Here is a 14,609-nt window from a genome sequence, read left to right as displayed (position 1 = left end):
CAATGTACGATACGAACCGCCGCGTGGAGAATGCCGTGAACCTGAACGACATCAAGATCCAGGCCCGCAAGGTCCAGGTCTATTACGGCGACAAGCATGCGCTGAAGGACGTGGACGTGGACATCCAGGACAAGACCGTGACGGCCTTCATCGGCCCGTCGGGTTGCGGCAAGTCCACCTTCCTGCGCTGCATCAACCGCATGAACGACACCATCCCGATCGCCCGGGTCGAGGGGCAGATCCTGCTGGACGGCGAGGATGTGTATGACCGCCGCGTGGACCCCGTGCAGCTGCGCGCCAAGGTCGGCATGGTCTTCCAGAAGCCCAACCCCTTCCCGAAGTCGATCTATGACAACGTCGCCTACGGCCCCCGCATCCACGGCCTGTCCCGCAACCGGGGCGAGCTGGACGGCATCGTCGAAAAGGCCCTGCGCGGCGCGGCCCTGTGGAACGAGGTCAAGGACCGCCTGCAAGAGCCCGGCACCGGCCTGTCGGGCGGCCAGCAGCAGCGGCTCTGCATCGCCCGCGCCGTCGCGACCTCGCCCGAGGTGCTGCTGATGGACGAGCCCTGTTCGGCGCTGGACCCCATTGCCACCGCCCAGATCGAGGAACTGATCGAGGAATTGCGCGAACAGTTCTCGGTCGTGATCGTCACGCACTCGATGCAGCAGGCAGCCAGGGTCAGCCAGAAGACGGCCTTCTTCCACCTGGGGAACCTGGTCGAATACGGTGACACCGACGACATCTTCACCAAGCCGAGGGACAGTCGGACCGAGGCCTATATCTCGGGCCGGATCGGCTGACATTTCACACAAGGGGCAGGATTCATGAACCGCGAGAAGCACATCTTATCGGCCTTCGACCGCGACCTGGAAACGATCCAGGCCCTGGCCGTCAAGATGGGCGGCATGGTCGAGGCCGCCATTTCGGACGCCGCCACGGCGCTGGAAACCCGTGACGAGGAGTTGGCCGAACAGGTCCGCCGCCGCGACAAGGCCATCGACGCGCTGGAACTGCAGGTGAACGAGGAAGCCGCCCGGCTGATCGCGCTGCGCGCGCCCACGGCCACCGACCTGCGCATGGTGCTGGCGGTGATGAAGATCGCCCATTCGCTGGAACGGGTGGGCGATTATGCCAAGAACATGGCAAAGCGCACCCATGTGCTGGCCCAGATGCCGCCCATCGACGGGGCGGGCCTGGCGCTGCGCCGAATGAGCCACGCGGTCGGGAAGATGGTCCAGGACGCGCTGGACAGCTATATCCGCCGCGACGCGCAACTGGCCGAGGACGTGCGCCAGCGCGACCTGGAAGTGGACCAGATGTACAACGCCCTGTTCCGCGAGTTCCTGACCCACATGATGGAAGACCCGCGCAACATCACCGCCTGCATGCACCTGCATTTCATCGCCAAGAACGTCGAACGGATGGGCGATCTCGCCACCGCCATCGCGGAACAGGTGATCTATCTCGTGACCGGCGAACTGCCCGACGAAAGCCGCCCCAAGGACAACAGCGTGCCGGGCATGGGTCCGGACGCAAGCGCAGGGGTGTGACGCCGTGGCGCGGCAATCCCCCTGCGTCCTGGTGGTCGAGGATGAGGGCGCGCAGCGCGAGGTCCTGCAATACAACCTCGAGGCCGAGGGCTTCGAGGTCGTGGTCGCCGACAATGGCGAGGACGCGCTGCTGCTGGTCCAGGAGGAACAGCCCGACCTGATGGTTCTGGACTGGATGCTGCCCAAGGTGTCGGGCATCGAGGTCTGCCGCCAGGTCAAGGCCGATCCGGCGACGCGATCCATCCCCATCATCATGCTGTCGGCCCGCAGCGAGGAAACCGACCGCGTCCGGGGCTTGGAAACCGGGGCCGACGATTATGTGGTGAAGCCCTATTCGGTGGTCGAGCTGATGGCCCGGCTGCGCACGCAGCTGCGCCGGACGCGGCCCGCCAGCATGGGCGAAAGGCTGTCCTTCGGGGACATCATCCTGGATGCGGCCGAGCATCGCGTCTTTCGCGCGGGCCAGGCGCTGCATCTGGGGCCGACGGAATTCCGGCTCTTGTCCACGCTGATGGAAAAGCCGGGCCGGGTCTGGACGCGCGAACAGCTGCTGGACAGGGTCTGGGGGCGCGACATCTATGTCGATACCCGCACCATCGACGTGCATGTGGGCCGGCTGCGCAAGGCGCTGATGCAGAACGGCGGCAACAATCCGGTCCGCACCGTGCGCGGCACCGGCTATTCGCTGGGCTGACCGGCCAGGAAGTCCAGCACCTCGGGCAATGTGGGGATCGCCTCTCCGGCGCCGGGCCGTGTCACTTTCAGCGCGGCCGCGCCCGAGGCCAGGCGCAGGGCTTCCGGCACCGGATCGCCGCGGTCCAGCGATGCCGCGAAATAGCCCGCGAAGGTATCGCCCGCCCCCGTCGTATCGACAGGATGGACCTTGAACGCCGCCTGCCGGTGTATGGTGCCGGTGGTCAGGTCGCGATATTCGGCCCCTTCCGCGCCGCGGGTGATCAGCAGGCCCTCGACCGGCAGGTCGCCGGGCATGGCCGCGAACAAGGCCTCGGCCTCGCCCGCGTTCACGGCCAGGATCGTGACATGGGGCAGGATCGCGCGCACGGCTTCGATGTCGAAGGGCGCGGCGGAATAGATCACGCGGGCGCCTGCCTCGCGGGCCGTCCGGGCGGCTTCGACCTGGCAGCTGGTCTCGTTCTGGATCAGCAGCGTATCGCCCGGCCTGATTTCCGACAGCGGCCCCGCAAGCATGTCGGGCGTCATTGCCCGGTTGGCGCCGGGATGGATGACGATCGCGTTTTCGGCCTGGCCGTCCAGCAGGATGATGGCATGGCCGGTGGCCTGGTCCCTCAGCCGCAGGATGTCGGTGGACACGACGCCCCGCCTGGACAGGCGGTCGATGACCCAGTCGTCGGCGGGCCCCATGGCGCCCAGGTGATGGGTGTCGGCTCCCGCGCATGCCGAGGCGACGGACTGGTTCGCGCCCTTGCCGCCCAGTCCCTGGACATAGCTGGCCGCCGCCAGCGTTTCCCCCGGACGGGGCAGGTGGTCCAGCCGATAGACATGGTCGATATTGATCGAACCGAGATTCCAGATTGCCATGAAAGCGCATCCTCCGCTGCTTGCGGCGATGTTGCCGGAAGCGCGCGGCTTGTCCAGCAATGAAAAACGCGCCCCGCAAGGGGCGCGTCCGGATCGTCGGGATTGCCGATCAGTGCTTGTGGTGCAGCTTGCGCTTGTGGGGCGCCCACAGCCGCTTGTTCGTCAGATACAGCAGCGAGGTCAGCACGATCAGGAACAGCACCGAAACCAGCCCGACCTGCTTGCGATAGGTCAGCTTTGGTTCGGCCGTCCACATCAGGAAGGCCGACACGTCGCGGGCCATCTGGTCGACCGTCGCGGGCGTGCCATCCTCATAGGTGACCAGGTCATCCGACAAGGGCGGCGGCATGGCAATGTTGCCGCTGGGGAAGGCGGTGTTCTGGTAAAGCACCGTGCCTGCCTGTTCGACCTGTTCGCCGGTATAGCCGGTCAGGACCGCGTGGATATACTCCGGTCCGCCGATGCCATTCACCAGCTGGCTGATGCCTGTGCCATAGGGGCCGTGGAAGCCCGCGCGGGCCTTGGCCATCAGCGACAGGTCGGGACCCATGCCGTCGCCGGTGACCGTCGGGAAGTGGTCGGTCGGCAAGCGCGGGCGCTCCTCGCCGGTGTCGGGATCGAGCACCGGCGTCAGGTTCGCGGCATAGGCGCGGACCTGATCCTCGGGCAGGCCGGGGCCGCCATTGTCGTGCAGCGTGCGGATCGGCACGAACTTCATGCCGTGGCAGGCGGCGCAGACCTCGGTATAGACCTGCAGGCCGCGCTGCAGCTGGAACTGGTCGAACTTGCCGAACGGTCCCTCGAAGCTGAAGGCGATGTCCTCGATATGCGCGGCGCCGTGATCTGCAGCCGGCTGCTCGCCCTCGGCGGCATGGCCCTCGATGTCGTCATGGCCTTCTTCTGCGACGACTTGCCCGGTCGTTTCCGCCGGAACGGCGGCTTCCTGGCCCTCGGTCATCTGGGCGGCATTGGCCGCAGGACCGCCCGCTTCCTCGCCCGCAGCCTCGGCTTCCGCGGCAGGCGCTTCCTCAGCAGGCGCTTCCTCGGCAGGTGCCTCGGCAGCAGGTGCTTCGGCCGGGGCGGCTCCCTCGGCAGCGGGCGCTTCCTCGGCGGCGGGTGCCGCCTCGGTCGTGCCTTCGGCCGGGGCGGCATCGCCGGTCCCGGCGCCGGGTTCCTCGACTGTGTCGGTCTGGGCCGCCGACGGGACCGTGGGGGCCTCCATCGGCGTTTCCTCGGCAGGGTCCTGGGTCGTCACCGGTTCGGACGACTGCGTGGGGGCGGTTGCCCTTTCCCCGCTCGGCGTCACGCCCGACCCGGCCTCGGCCGGAGCGCCGGGCGCCTCGGCCGGAGCCGCGCCGGCTTGCCCGGCGTCAGTCTGCCCGGCAGGGGCCGGGGTGGCGGTCGGTTCGGACGACTGCTGCGTCTGGCCCCCTTGCGGGGCCGGGACGGGGGTTGCCGCGTCCTGCGCAAGGGCCGTGCCCCCGGCAGAGATCGCCAGGGCCAGAGCGGCCGAGAGCGTCTTGGTTCTCAGGATCATTGTGTCGCTCTCCTTACTCGGCCATGCGCGTGGGCGATTCGTAATGCGCAAGGTAGTCTTCCTCGATCGTGGCGGGCATCGGCTCGGGCTTCTCGATCACGCCCAGAAGCGGCAGGATGACCAGGAAGTAGGCGAACCAGTAGGCCGATGCGATCAGCGAGATCGTCGCATAGGGTTCCTCGGCCGGCATGGCGCCGCACCACATCAGCAGCACGAAGTCGAAGGCCAGCAGCCAGAACCACCATTTGAACTGCGGGCGATAGCGGCCCGAACGGACCCGGCTGGTGTCCAGCCAGGGCACGAGCGCCATGACCAGGATCGCGCCGAACATCGCCAGAACGCCGAAGAACTTGGCGTCGATGATGCCGAAGGACAGGAAACTGGCGATCTGCACGATCCAGACATCGGCCGTGAAGGCGCGCAGGATCGCGTAGAAGGGCAGGAAGTACCATTCGGGGACGATGTGGGCCGGGGTCGCCAGCGGGTTCGCCTCGATATAGTTGTCGGGATGGCCCAGGTAGTTCGGCATGAAGCCCACCACCGCGAAGAACAGGACCAGCACGACGCTAAGCGCGAACAGGTCCTTCATCACGAAATACGGCCAGAAGGGCAGGGTGTCCTTGGCTGCGTCTTCCTTGCTGGTGCGGCGCACCTCGACCCCGGTGGGGTTGTTGTTGCCGGTGGTGTGGAAGGCCCAGACGTGGACGATCGCCAGCCCCAGGATGACGAAGGGCAGCAGGTAGTGCAGCGAGAAGAAGCGGTTCAGCGTGGCGTTGTCCACGGCCGGTCCGCCGAGCAGCCATTGCTGGATCGCGCCGCCGACGCCCGGGATCGCGCCAAAGAGGCCGGTGATCACGGTCGCGCCCCAGAAGGACATCTGGCCCCAGGGCAGCACATAGCCCATGAAGGCGGTCGCCATCATCGCCAGATAGATCAGCATGCCGATGATCCAGGTGACTTCGCGCGGCGCCTTGTAGCTGCCGTAGTAAAGGTTGCGGAAGATGTGCAGATAAACCGCGACAAAGAACAGCGATGCGCCGTTCGCGTGCAGGTAGCGCAGCATGTAGCCGCCGTTCACGTTGCGCATGATGTGTTCGACGCTGGCGAAGGCCATGTCGACATGCGGCGTGTAGTGCATCACCAGGACGATCCCGGTGACGATCTGCAGCACCAGGCAGAACATCAGGACGATGCCCCAGATCCACATCCAGTTCAGGTTCTTGGGCGTGGGGATCATGATCGTGTCATAGATCACCGCGACAATCGGCAGGCGGCGGTGGAGCCACTTTTCGAAGCCCGTCCCGGGCTCGTAATGGTCGTGCGGAATTCCGGCCATCGAGATCCCTCCTCAGCCCAGCTTGATGGTGGTGTCGTCGAGGAACTCGGCGACGGGAATATGCAGGTTCTGCGGCGCGGGGCCGCGACGGATGCGCCCGGCGGTGTCGTAGTGCGAACCGTGGCAGGGGCAGAACCAGCCGCCGAAGTCGCCGGCGCCGTCGCCGATCGGCACGCAGCCCAGATGGGTGCAGACGCCGATCTGGACCAGCCATTCGCCGGCCTCGTCCAGGGTGCGGTTCTCGTCGGTGGCGGGGGCCGTCGGGTCGTTGGCGTTCTGCGCGTTGGGATCGATCAGTTCGCCCACATCGACTGCGCGGGCGGCCTCGATCTCCTCGGGGGTGCGGCGGCGGATGAACACGGGCTTGCCCAGCCACTTGACGGTCAGCTGGGTGCCCTCCGCGACCCCGCTGACATCGACCTGGATCGAGGCGAGCGCCTGGACATCGGCCGAGGGATTCATCTGGTTCACAAGCGTCCAGGCGGCGGCTCCGGCAGCCACCGTGCCTGCGCCCGCCGTGGCATAATAGAGGAAATCCCTCCGGGTGCCTACGTGTTCGTCTGCGTGGGACACGGGTCATTCTCCAATTCAGGCCGAAGGACCGGCCGATACGACAATCCGGGCCGCGTGATCGCAGCCTTCGCGCCGGCGGTTCTAGCCTTCAATTATCTGTCAGTCCAGCCGGTATGCCTGCCAGTGCTGGTCCATCCATCGGCTCATGTTGGAATTTTGTCGCGCTGGCATTTCGTCGCAGGGCCGGGGTCCGGGCTGTCAAAATCGCCGTTTTGCCGAGACAGCCAGTGAGGACCCTTACAGCAGGCCCTGGCTGCGAAAGCTGAGTTCGCGCGACTTGCCGATGATCAGATGGTCGTGGATGGTGATGCCCATGCTGTCGGCGGCCTGGGCGATGCGGGCCGTCATGGCGATGTCGGATTCTGACGGGGTCGGATCGCCCGACGGGTGGTTGTGCACAAGGATCAGCGCCGAGGCATTCAGTTCCAGAGCGCGGCGGATGATCTCGCGCGGATAGACGGGCACGTGATCGACCGTGCCGCGGGCCTGTTCCTCGTCCGCGATCAGCACGTTCTTGCGGTCGAGGTAAAGGACGCGGAACTGCTCAATCTCCCGGTGCGCCATGGCCGTGTGGCAGTAATCCAGAAGCGCGTCCCACCCCGACAGCACCGGGCGGTGCATGACCTTGGCGCGCGCCATGCGCTGTGCCGCGGCCTCGACGATCTTCAGTTCGGTGACAACGGCGGGTCCGACGCCATCAACCTGTTCCAGCCGCGCCGCCGGGGCGGTCAGCACGCGGTTGAAATCGCCGAAAGTCTCGACAAGGCGCCGCGCCAGCGGCTTGACGTCCTGGCGCGGAATGGCGCGGAACAGGACCAGTTCCAGCATCTCGTAGTCGGGCATGGCGGTCGCGCCGCCCTTCATGAAGCGGTCGCGGAGCCGGGCCCGGTGATCCGCCAGATAGGAGGGCGCCTTGCCCGGCGCCAGCGGCACCGGGTCCGCCTCGTCCGGGGCGGGCTGGAACAGGGGCAGGGGCATTTCGCCAAAGGTGCGATTCGGGTCCATGGCATCAGCATGGACCCGTGCCGGTGAAGAAAGGGTTAATGCGGCCCGTCAGCCCCGCATGCCGTCCCAGAAGCTCTTGACCTTGTCGAAGAAGCTGTCCGATTGCGGGCTGTTGTCGGCCTGCTCGGCCTCGAACTCGCGCAGCAACTCGCGCTGGCGGGCCGTCAGGTTGACCGGAGTTTCGACCACCAGTTCGATCAGCATGTCACCCGCCTCGCCCGCGGCACCGGGGCCGTGGCGCAGGGGTGGCATGCCCTTGCCGCGCAGGCGCATCTGCCGGCCGGACTGGCTGCCCGCCGGAACCTTCACGCGGGCGCGGCCGCCGTCGATGGTGGGCACCTCGACCTCTCCGCCAAGCGCGGCGGTCGCCATGCTGACCGGCACCTGGCAGGCAAGGATCTTGCCGTCGCGCAGGAAGATCGCGTGTTCCTTGACCTCGATGAAGATATAGAGATCGCCCGCAGGACCGCCGCGCAGCCCGGCCTCGCCCTCGCCCGCCAGGCGGATGCGGGTCCCGGTTTCCACGCCGGCCGGGATGTTGACCGACAAGGTGCGCTCACGTTCGATCCGGCCGGCGCCGTGGCAGGCCTTGCAGGGGTTCTTGACGATCTGGCCCTGACCGCCGCAGGTGGGGCAGGTGCGCTCGACGGTGAAGAAGCCCTGCTGGGCGCGGACCTTGCCCATGCCGGCGCAGGTCGGGCAGGCGGACGGCTGGGTCGCGCCCTCGGCCCCGGTGCCCTCGCACTCCTCGCAGGCGACGGAACCCGGGACGGTGATGGATTTCTTCAGCCCCGTATAGGCTTCCTCGAGGCTGACGCGCAGGTTGTAGCGCAGGTCCTGGCCGCGCTGCGCGCGGGACCGCCCGCCACCGCCACCCCTGCTGCGGCCCATCATGTCGCCGAACAAATCCTCGAACACATCGGCAAAAGCCGTGCCGAAGTCGCCCGGATGAGCGCCGCGGCCATTGAAGCCGCCGCCCATGCCACCATCGAAGGCCGCGTGGCCGAACCGGTCATAGGCCGCCTTCTTCTGTTCGTCCTTGAGGCAATCATAAGCCTCGTTGGCTTCCTTGAAATGCGCCTCGGCCTGGGGATTGTCCTGGTTGCGGTCGGGATGCAGCGCCTTCGCCTTCTGGCGATAGGCCTTCTTGATTTCCTCGGCCGAGGCCCCGCGTGTCACGCCCAGAACCTCGTAATAACAACGCTTGGCCATCTTCTGTCCTGTCTGGTTCCCCAACGAAACGGCCGGCCCGCGTTTGTCGCACGGACCGGCCCCGAAAGGGTGCGGCCCGGATCAGCCGCGCTTCTTGTTTTCGCCGAGATCCTCGAAATCGGCATCCACGATGTCGTCATCGACGTTGCGCGGCTGGTCGCCATCCTCGCCGCCTGCGTCGGACGGCGCCTGCTGCGACTTGTAGATGGCCTCGCCCAGCTTCATCGACGCATCCATCACGTTCTGGATGCCGCCGCGGATCTTGCCCGCGTCGTCCGATTTCAGCGATTCCTCCAGCGCGCCGATGGCCAGTTCGATCGCCTCGACGGTGGAACCGTCGACCTTGTCGCCATGTTCTTCCAGCGACTTCTTCGTCGAATGGATCAGGCTTTCGGCCTGGTTCCTGGCCTCGACCAGCTCGCGGCGCTGCTTGTCGGCGTCGGCATTGGCTTCGGCGTCCTTCACCATCCGCTCGATGTCCTCGTCGGTCAGTCCGCCCGAGGCCTGGATGGTGATGTTCTGCGTCTTGCCGGTGCCCTTGTCCTTGGCGCTGACCGACACGATGCCGTTGGCGTCGATGTCGAAGGTCACCTCGATCTGCGGCAGGCCGCGCGGCGCAGGCGGGATGTCCTCCAGGTTGAACTGGCCCAGCAGCTTGTTGTCGGCCGCCATCTCGCGCTCGCCCTGGAACACCCGGATCGTCACGGCGTTCTGGTTGTCCTCGGCGGTCGAGAAGATCTGCGACTTCTTGGTCGGGATGGTGGTGTTGCGGTCGATCAGGCGGGTGAACACGCCGCCCAGGGTCTCGATGCCCAGTGACAAGGGCGTCACGTCCAGCAGGACCACGTCCTTGACATCGCCCTGCAGCACGCCGGCCTGGATCGCCGCGCCAAGCGCCACGACCTCATCGGGGTTGACGCCCTTGTGGGGTTCCTTGCCGAAGAACTCGGTCACGGCCTCGATCACCTTGGGCATCCGGGTCATGCCGCCGACCAGGACGATCTCGTCGATGTCGGACTTCGACACGCCAGCGTCCTTGATGGCGTCGGCCACCGGCTTCATCGTGCGCTTGATCAGGTCGGCGACAAGGCTTTCCAACTTGGCGCGGGTCAGCTTGATGACCAGGTGCAGGGGGGTGCCGCTGTTCTTGTCCATCGAGATGAACGGCTGGTTGATCTCGGTCTGCGAGGACGAGGACAGCTCGATCTTGGCCTTTTCCGCAGCCTCCTTCAGGCGCTGCAGGGCCATCTTGTCCTTGGTCAGATCGACGCCATGCTCCTTTTTGAACTCCTCGGCGAGGTAGTTCACGATGCGCATGTCGAAGTCTTCGCCACCCAGGAACGTATCGCCGTTCGTGGACTTCACCTCGAACAGACCGTCGTCGATTTCCAGGATGGTGATGTCGAAGGTGCCGCCGCCGAGGTCATAAACCGCGATGGTCTTGCTGTCCTTCTTGTCCAGGCCGTAGGCCAGGGCGGCCGCGGTCGGTTCGTTGATGATGCGCAGGACTTCCAGGCCCGCGATCTTGCCCGCGTCCTTGGTCGCCTGACGCTGCGCGTCGTTGAAATAGGCGGGAACCGTGATGACGGCCTGCGTCACCGTCTCGCCCAGGTAGGATTCGGCGGTTTCCTTCATCTTCTGAAGGATCATCGCGCTGACCTGCGCGGGGGAATACTTGTCGCCCTTCACCTCGACCCAGGCATCGCCGTTGCCGCCGTCCACGATGTTGTAGGGGACAAGCTTCTTGTCCTTTTCGACGGCCTCGTCGCCGATGCGGCGGCCGATCAGGCGCTTGACGGCGAAAACGGTGTTGGTGGGGTTCGTGACCGCCTGGCGCTTGGCAGGCTGGCCGACCAGACGCTCGCCATCCGTGAAGCCCACGATCGAGGGCGTGGTGCGGGCGCCTTCGCTGTTCTCGATGACCTTGGGCTGGCTGCCGTCCATGATCGCGACGCAGCTGTTCGTGGTGCCGAGGTCGATGCCGATGACTTTAGACATACATGTTTCCTTCTTGCGGCGATTTGTCTGGACTTCGGGTCCGTTATGGCCCCCGAGGCCCGATCCCAAAAACTTCGTCAGGTCCGGCTGCCCGGACGCTTCGGGGGTGTATATAGGGATGGTTTCAAGCCCCGCAAGCGCCCGATGAGGTCAATTTGCGCAGCCTCAGTCGGCCGCGCTCCAGCTGAGCGATTCGTACTTGCGGGTGGTGAAGTTGATCAAAAGCCCGATCATCATCGCGGCCAGCGAAAACCACAGCGCGTAAAGCGGGTCGGTCTTCAGCGGCGTGTAGTTGATGAACAGGAATCCCCGCTGCTGGTCGATGATGTGGAACAGCGGGTTCCAGATGAACCAGGGCAGCATGGCATTCGGCACCACGTTGGCAACGAACATCTTTCCGGACGCGAACATGTTGATGCGCTGATAGGCCGTGGTCACCAGCTTCGATGCGCGCGGCGACCATGGCCTGATGCCCAGAAAGACCAGCCCCGTGCAGGCCCCCGAAAACCAGGCCAGCAGATACATCCCCAGAGAGCCCGGCCAGTAGTCGAAATGGACCGGCGCGATCACGACGTGGTACAGCCACAGGATCGCGACGCAACTGACCGTCTGGCGATACAGCACCGCCAGGGCCGCCGAGGCGATCAGGATCGCCGGGTTCAGCGGTTCGTGCTTGACCAGCCCGCCCGAAACCGAGTGGCTGCCTGCCACCGCGCCCGAGGCCTGCACATGGACCATGAACATGAAGATGCCCGACAGCATGTACAGGATGAAATCGCCCCGGATCGGGGAACTGCGGATCTTGAAGAGCAGGAAGAACAACAGGAAGAAGGCCACGAAGATCAGCGATTGCATGATGGTCAGCAGCAGGCCCACGATCGCGTTGCGGTGGTCGTTGCGCAGGTTGTAGACCGTCTGGTGATAGATCAGGCCAAGCGTCGTTCCCGCAGCCTGGATGATCGTGTCGTTCTTCCGGCCGTTGAACAATGCCTGCGCCCGCCTTCTTGCCTGCCGGCTTGCGGGCGCTTGCCCAAGCCGTCCGCCCCGATCATAAGAGAGCTTGGCCGCCGTCACAATCGGCAGGGCTGCGCTGAACCGGCTGTCGTGGAAGGAAACTGGATGCAATTTGAACGACTGACCCTGGAAATGCGGCGCCTCGCGTTGCAGGCCGGGGCGCGCATCATGGAAATCTATGAGGCCGAGGATTTCGACGTCCGCGCCAAGTCCGACGCATCGCCCGTCACCATCGCGGACGAAGCAGCGGATGCGCTGATCTCGGCCGGGTTGCAGGCGGCGTTTCCCGACATCCCGCTGATCACCGAGGAACAGGCCGCGAGCCATGCGCAGAGCGCGCGGACCTTCCTGATCGTCGACCCGCTGGACGGCACCAAGGAATTCGTGCAGCGGCGCGGCGACTTCACCGTCAACATCGCCTATGTCGAAGATGGCGTGCCCCTGCGCGGCGTGGTCTATGCCCCCGCCAAGGGGCGGCTGTTCTATACCACCGCCGACGGCCGGTCCGTCGAGGAACATGGCCCGTTCGGCGACATGCCCGGCCAGACCATTCCCATCGGCGTCAACCCGATCCCCGACAATCGCGCGCTGATGGTCGTGGCCTCCAAGTCCCACCGGGACGCGGCCACCGACGATTACATCGCGCAATACGGGGTGCGCGACATGACCAGCGCGGGATCCTCGCTGAAGTTCTGCCTGGTCGCGACTGGCGAGGCCGATCTTTATCCGCGCCTTGGCCGCACGATGGAATGGGACACGGCGGCGGGCGACGCGGTGCTGCGCGGCGCGGGGGGCGAAGTCGTGCGCTTTGACGACCACGCGCCCCTGACCTATGGCAAGCCGGGCTTCGAGAATCCCTTCTTCATCGCCTTCGCACCCGGCGTTCTGCTGATCCGGGCCTGAGATGTCGGTGCTGATCGTCATTCCCGCCCGCCATGCCTCGACCCGCTACCCGGGCAAGCCCCTCGTCGATCTGCGCGGCGCCTCGGGCCAGGCGCGCAGCCTGATCCGGCGCAGCTGGGACGCGGCCATGTCGGTGTCCGGCGTGGATCGCGTGGTGGTGGCCACCGACGACGGCCGCATCCGCGATCATGCGCAGGGTTTCGGGGCCGAGGTCGTGATGACCTCCACCACCTGTCGCAACGGCACCGAGCGCTGCGCCGAGGCTGTCGCCAACCTGGGCCTGTCGCCCGAGATCGTGGTGAACCTGCAGGGCGACGCGCCCCTGACCCCCGCCTGGTTCGTCGAGGATCTGGTGGCGGGCCTTCGCGCCGATCCCGCATCGGACGTGGCGACTCCGGTCCTGCGCTGCACCGGACGGATGCGCGCCGACCTGATCGCCGACCGCCATGCGGGCCGCGTCGGCGGGACAACGGCGGTTTTCGGCCATGACCGCCAAGGGCTTTACTTTTCCAAGGAAGTGATCCCCTTCGCGTCCGGCGATTTCGGTTCTGACGATCCAAGCCCGGTCTTCCACCATGTCGGCGTCTATGCCTATCGCCCGGCTGCCCTGGCCGAATACGCCACTTGGGACGAAGGCACCCTGGAGCGGCTGGAAGGGCTGGAACAATTGCGTTTTCTGGAGCGCGGGCGCCGGATTCTGTGCGTCGAGGTCGAGTCCCGTGGCCGCCAGTTCTGGGAACTGAACAATCCCGAAGACGTTTCACGTCTGGAAGTCATGATGGCGGCGATGAATCTGGACTGAAAACGGCCGATCAGTCGCATTTGCTGAAAATCAAATGTGATTTCCCGCGATTGCATTGGCGCCAAACTGCCGACGCCGTTATCATTCGGGTTGCGGGATGCAGCTTTTGCGGGTGATTTGGCGTTATGCTGCGTCCGGCCACTGGCTGCCGCAAGGATTGAACAAAGGTGTCAACACAATGACTCGCAAGGTAACCAAGGCCATCTTCCCCGTAGCTGGTCTGGGCACGCGGTTTCTTCCCGCCACGAAAAGCATCCCGAAAGAGATCATGACGCTGGTCGACCGGCCGCTGATCCAATATGCGATCGACGAGGCGCGGGCCGCGGGCATTACCGAGTTCATCTTTGTCACCTCGCGCGGCAAGGGCGCGCTGGAGGATTATTTCGACCACGCGCACGAACTGGAAAGCAGCCTCAAGAAGTCCGGCAAGAACGACCTGCTGGAAGTCCTGCGCGGCACCAACATGGAATCGGGCGCCATCGCCTATATCCGCCAGCACAAGGCGCTTGGCCTGGGTCATGCGGTGTGGTGCGCGCGCCGCCTGGTGGCGGATGACGAACCCTTCGCGGTGGTGCTGACCGACGACGTGATCATGGGCGACCCGCCCTGCCTGCAGCAGATGATCGAGGCCTATGGCGAGACCGGCGGCAGCATGGTCGCCACCATGGAGGTCGCGCCCGAAAAGGCGCAGGCTTATGGCGTCCTGGACGTGGCCGAGGACATGGGCGCCATCGTCAAGGCGCGCGGCATGGTCGAGAAGCCGCCGCTGGGAACCGCGCCCTCGAACCTGGCGGTGATCGGGCGCTATATCCTGGCGCCGACCGTCATGCAGAACCTGAACAAGCTGAAGGCGGGTTCCGGCGGGGAGATCCAGCTGACCGACGCCATCGCGGACGAGATCGAGGCCGGGCGCGGCGTTTATGGCCTGCGCTTCCGCGGCCAGCGCTTCGACTGTGGCTCCAAGGCAGGCTTCCTGCAGGCCACCGTGGCCTTCGGGCTGGAGCGGGAAGAACTGAAGGAAGAATTCGCCGAATATCTTCACGACATCATGTCGATGCGCCGGGCGGCCGAATAAGCGTATGCCGCAGACTGTACTGGTGACGGGGGGTGCGGGCT

Annotated in this window: 14 protein-coding genes; 6 read left to right on the top strand and 8 right to left on the bottom strand. The window is 65.7% G+C overall.

The genetic code is table 11. From position 1 onward, the window contains the following. Positions 1 to 2 precede the first annotated feature (2 nt). Genes pstB through phoB form a run of 3 tightly spaced genes read left to right on the top strand, consistent with a single transcriptional unit; the run spans position 3 to position 2,247 of the window. On the top strand, positions 3 to 803 hold the full coding sequence (gene pstB / locus OU682_RS06605; RefSeq protein ID WP_268941283.1) for a phosphate ABC transporter ATP-binding protein PstB: 801 nt from the start codon (positions 3 to 5) through the stop codon (positions 801 to 803). A gap of 24 nt (positions 804 to 827) precedes the next feature. After that, positions 828 to 1,553, top strand: coding sequence for a phosphate signaling complex protein PhoU (gene phoU / locus OU682_RS06600; RefSeq protein ID WP_268941282.1), 726 nt, complete (start codon positions 828 to 830; stop codon positions 1,551 to 1,553). A 4-nt stretch (positions 1,554 to 1,557) separates the two neighbouring features. Then, positions 1,558 to 2,247, top strand: coding sequence for a phosphate regulon transcriptional regulator PhoB (gene phoB, locus OU682_RS06595; RefSeq protein WP_268941281.1), 690 nt, complete (start codon positions 1,558 to 1,560; stop codon positions 2,245 to 2,247). Here phoB and OU682_RS06590 read toward each other — a convergent pair. The 8 genes from OU682_RS06590 to OU682_RS06555 all read right to left on the bottom strand — a co-directional run bounded on the left by OU682_RS06590 (position 2,232) and on the right by OU682_RS06555 (position 11,761). Further along, on the bottom strand, positions 2,232 to 3,113 hold the full coding sequence (locus OU682_RS06590) for a ribokinase (RefSeq protein ID WP_268941280.1): 882 nt from the start codon (positions 3,111 to 3,113) through the stop codon (positions 2,232 to 2,234). The two genes, phoB and OU682_RS06590, sit on opposite strands and share 16 nt — an antisense overlap. Positions 3,114 to 3,222: 109 nt before the next feature. Beyond that, complete coding sequence (locus tag OU682_RS24110) at positions 3,223 to 4,650, bottom strand: cytochrome c1 (protein WP_329609789.1); 1,428 nt, start codon at positions 4,648 to 4,650, stop codon at positions 3,223 to 3,225. Between the two features lie 13 nt (positions 4,651 to 4,663). Beyond that, positions 4,664 to 5,986, bottom strand: coding sequence for a cytochrome b (gene petB / locus OU682_RS06580; protein ID WP_268941279.1), 1,323 nt, complete (start codon positions 5,984 to 5,986; stop codon positions 4,664 to 4,666). Between the two features lie 12 nt (positions 5,987 to 5,998). Beyond that, positions 5,999 to 6,559 (bottom strand): ubiquinol-cytochrome c reductase iron-sulfur subunit, encoded by a 561-nt coding sequence (petA, locus tag OU682_RS06575; protein WP_268941278.1) that lies wholly within the window; start codon positions 6,557 to 6,559, stop codon positions 5,999 to 6,001. Positions 6,560 to 6,796: 237 nt separating this feature from the next. Continuing rightward, positions 6,797 to 7,564 carry a RadC family protein gene (gene radC, locus OU682_RS06570; RefSeq protein WP_268941277.1) on the bottom strand — a complete coding sequence of 256 codons (768 nt, stop codon included), beginning with the start codon at positions 7,562 to 7,564 and terminating at the stop codon, positions 6,797 to 6,799. A gap of 48 nt (positions 7,565 to 7,612) precedes the next feature. Further along, positions 7,613 to 8,776, bottom strand: a complete 1,164-nt coding sequence (gene dnaJ, locus OU682_RS06565; protein WP_268941276.1) for a molecular chaperone DnaJ — start codon at positions 8,774 to 8,776, stop codon at positions 7,613 to 7,615. Between the two features lie 81 nt (positions 8,777 to 8,857). Next, positions 8,858 to 10,774, bottom strand: a complete 1,917-nt coding sequence (gene dnaK, locus OU682_RS06560; protein ID WP_268941275.1) for a molecular chaperone DnaK — start codon at positions 10,772 to 10,774, stop codon at positions 8,858 to 8,860. Between the two features lie 165 nt (positions 10,775 to 10,939). Next, positions 10,940 to 11,761, bottom strand: a complete 822-nt coding sequence (locus tag OU682_RS06555) for an ABC transporter permease (RefSeq protein WP_268941274.1) — start codon at positions 11,759 to 11,761, stop codon at positions 10,940 to 10,942. 132 nt (positions 11,762 to 11,893) lie between these two features. On the opposite strand from OU682_RS06555, the gene cysQ reads away from it, so the two are divergent. From cysQ to OU682_RS06540, 3 genes are all read left to right on the top strand, one after another. Beyond that, the gene (cysQ, locus tag OU682_RS06550; RefSeq protein WP_268941273.1) at positions 11,894 to 12,691 is read left to right on the top strand and encodes a 3'(2'),5'-bisphosphate nucleotidase CysQ; all 798 of its coding nucleotides are present in this window, start codon (positions 11,894 to 11,896) and stop codon (positions 12,689 to 12,691) included. Between the two features lies 1 nt (position 12,692). Beyond that, positions 12,693 to 13,493 (top strand): 3-deoxy-manno-octulosonate cytidylyltransferase, encoded by an 801-nt coding sequence (locus OU682_RS06545; RefSeq protein WP_268941272.1) that lies wholly within the window; start codon positions 12,693 to 12,695, stop codon positions 13,491 to 13,493. Between the two features lie 178 nt (positions 13,494 to 13,671). Continuing rightward, the gene (locus tag OU682_RS06540) at positions 13,672 to 14,568 is read left to right on the top strand and encodes a UTP--glucose-1-phosphate uridylyltransferase (RefSeq protein WP_268941271.1); all 897 of its coding nucleotides are present in this window, start codon (positions 13,672 to 13,674) and stop codon (positions 14,566 to 14,568) included. Positions 14,569 to 14,609: the final 41 nt, after the last annotated feature.

This window comes from Paracoccus benzoatiresistens (assembly GCF_026913015.1).
Classification (GTDB): domain Bacteria; phylum Pseudomonadota; class Alphaproteobacteria; order Rhodobacterales; family Rhodobacteraceae; genus Paracoccus; species Paracoccus benzoatiresistens.
Note: the sequence above shows the minus strand (reverse complement) of the source record. Positions and strands in the feature narration are given on the sequence as shown.

Excerpts from the sequence above, each read along its gene's own strand:
- dnaK (WP_268941275.1), bottom strand. The coding sequence starts at position 10,774 with ATGTCTAAAGTCATCGGCATCGACCTCGGCACCACGAACAGCTGCGTC.
- petB (WP_268941279.1), bottom strand. The coding sequence starts at position 5,986 with ATGGCCGGAATTCCGCACGACCATTACGAGCCCGGGACGGGCTTCGAA.
- dnaJ (WP_268941276.1), bottom strand. The coding sequence starts at position 8,776 with ATGGCCAAGCGTTGTTATTACGAGGTTCTGGGCGTGACACGCGGGGCC.
- cysQ (WP_268941273.1), top strand. The coding sequence starts at position 11,894 with ATGCAATTTGAACGACTGACCCTGGAAATGCGGCGCCTCGCGTTGCAG.
- OU682_RS06590 (WP_268941280.1), bottom strand. The coding sequence starts at position 3,113 with ATGGCAATCTGGAATCTCGGTTCGATCAATATCGACCATGTCTATCGG.
- pstB (WP_268941283.1), top strand. The coding sequence starts at position 3 with ATGTACGATACGAACCGCCGCGTGGAGAATGCCGTGAACCTGAACGAC.
- radC (WP_268941277.1), bottom strand. The coding sequence starts at position 7,564 with ATGGACCCGAATCGCACCTTTGGCGAAATGCCCCTGCCCCTGTTCCAG.
- phoU (WP_268941282.1), top strand. The coding sequence starts at position 828 with ATGAACCGCGAGAAGCACATCTTATCGGCCTTCGACCGCGACCTGGAA.
- OU682_RS24110 (WP_329609789.1), bottom strand. The coding sequence starts at position 4,650 with ATGATCCTGAGAACCAAGACGCTCTCGGCCGCTCTGGCCCTGGCGATC.
- OU682_RS06540 (WP_268941271.1), top strand. The coding sequence starts at position 13,672 with ATGACTCGCAAGGTAACCAAGGCCATCTTCCCCGTAGCTGGTCTGGGC.
- OU682_RS06545 (WP_268941272.1), top strand. The coding sequence starts at position 12,693 with ATGTCGGTGCTGATCGTCATTCCCGCCCGCCATGCCTCGACCCGCTAC.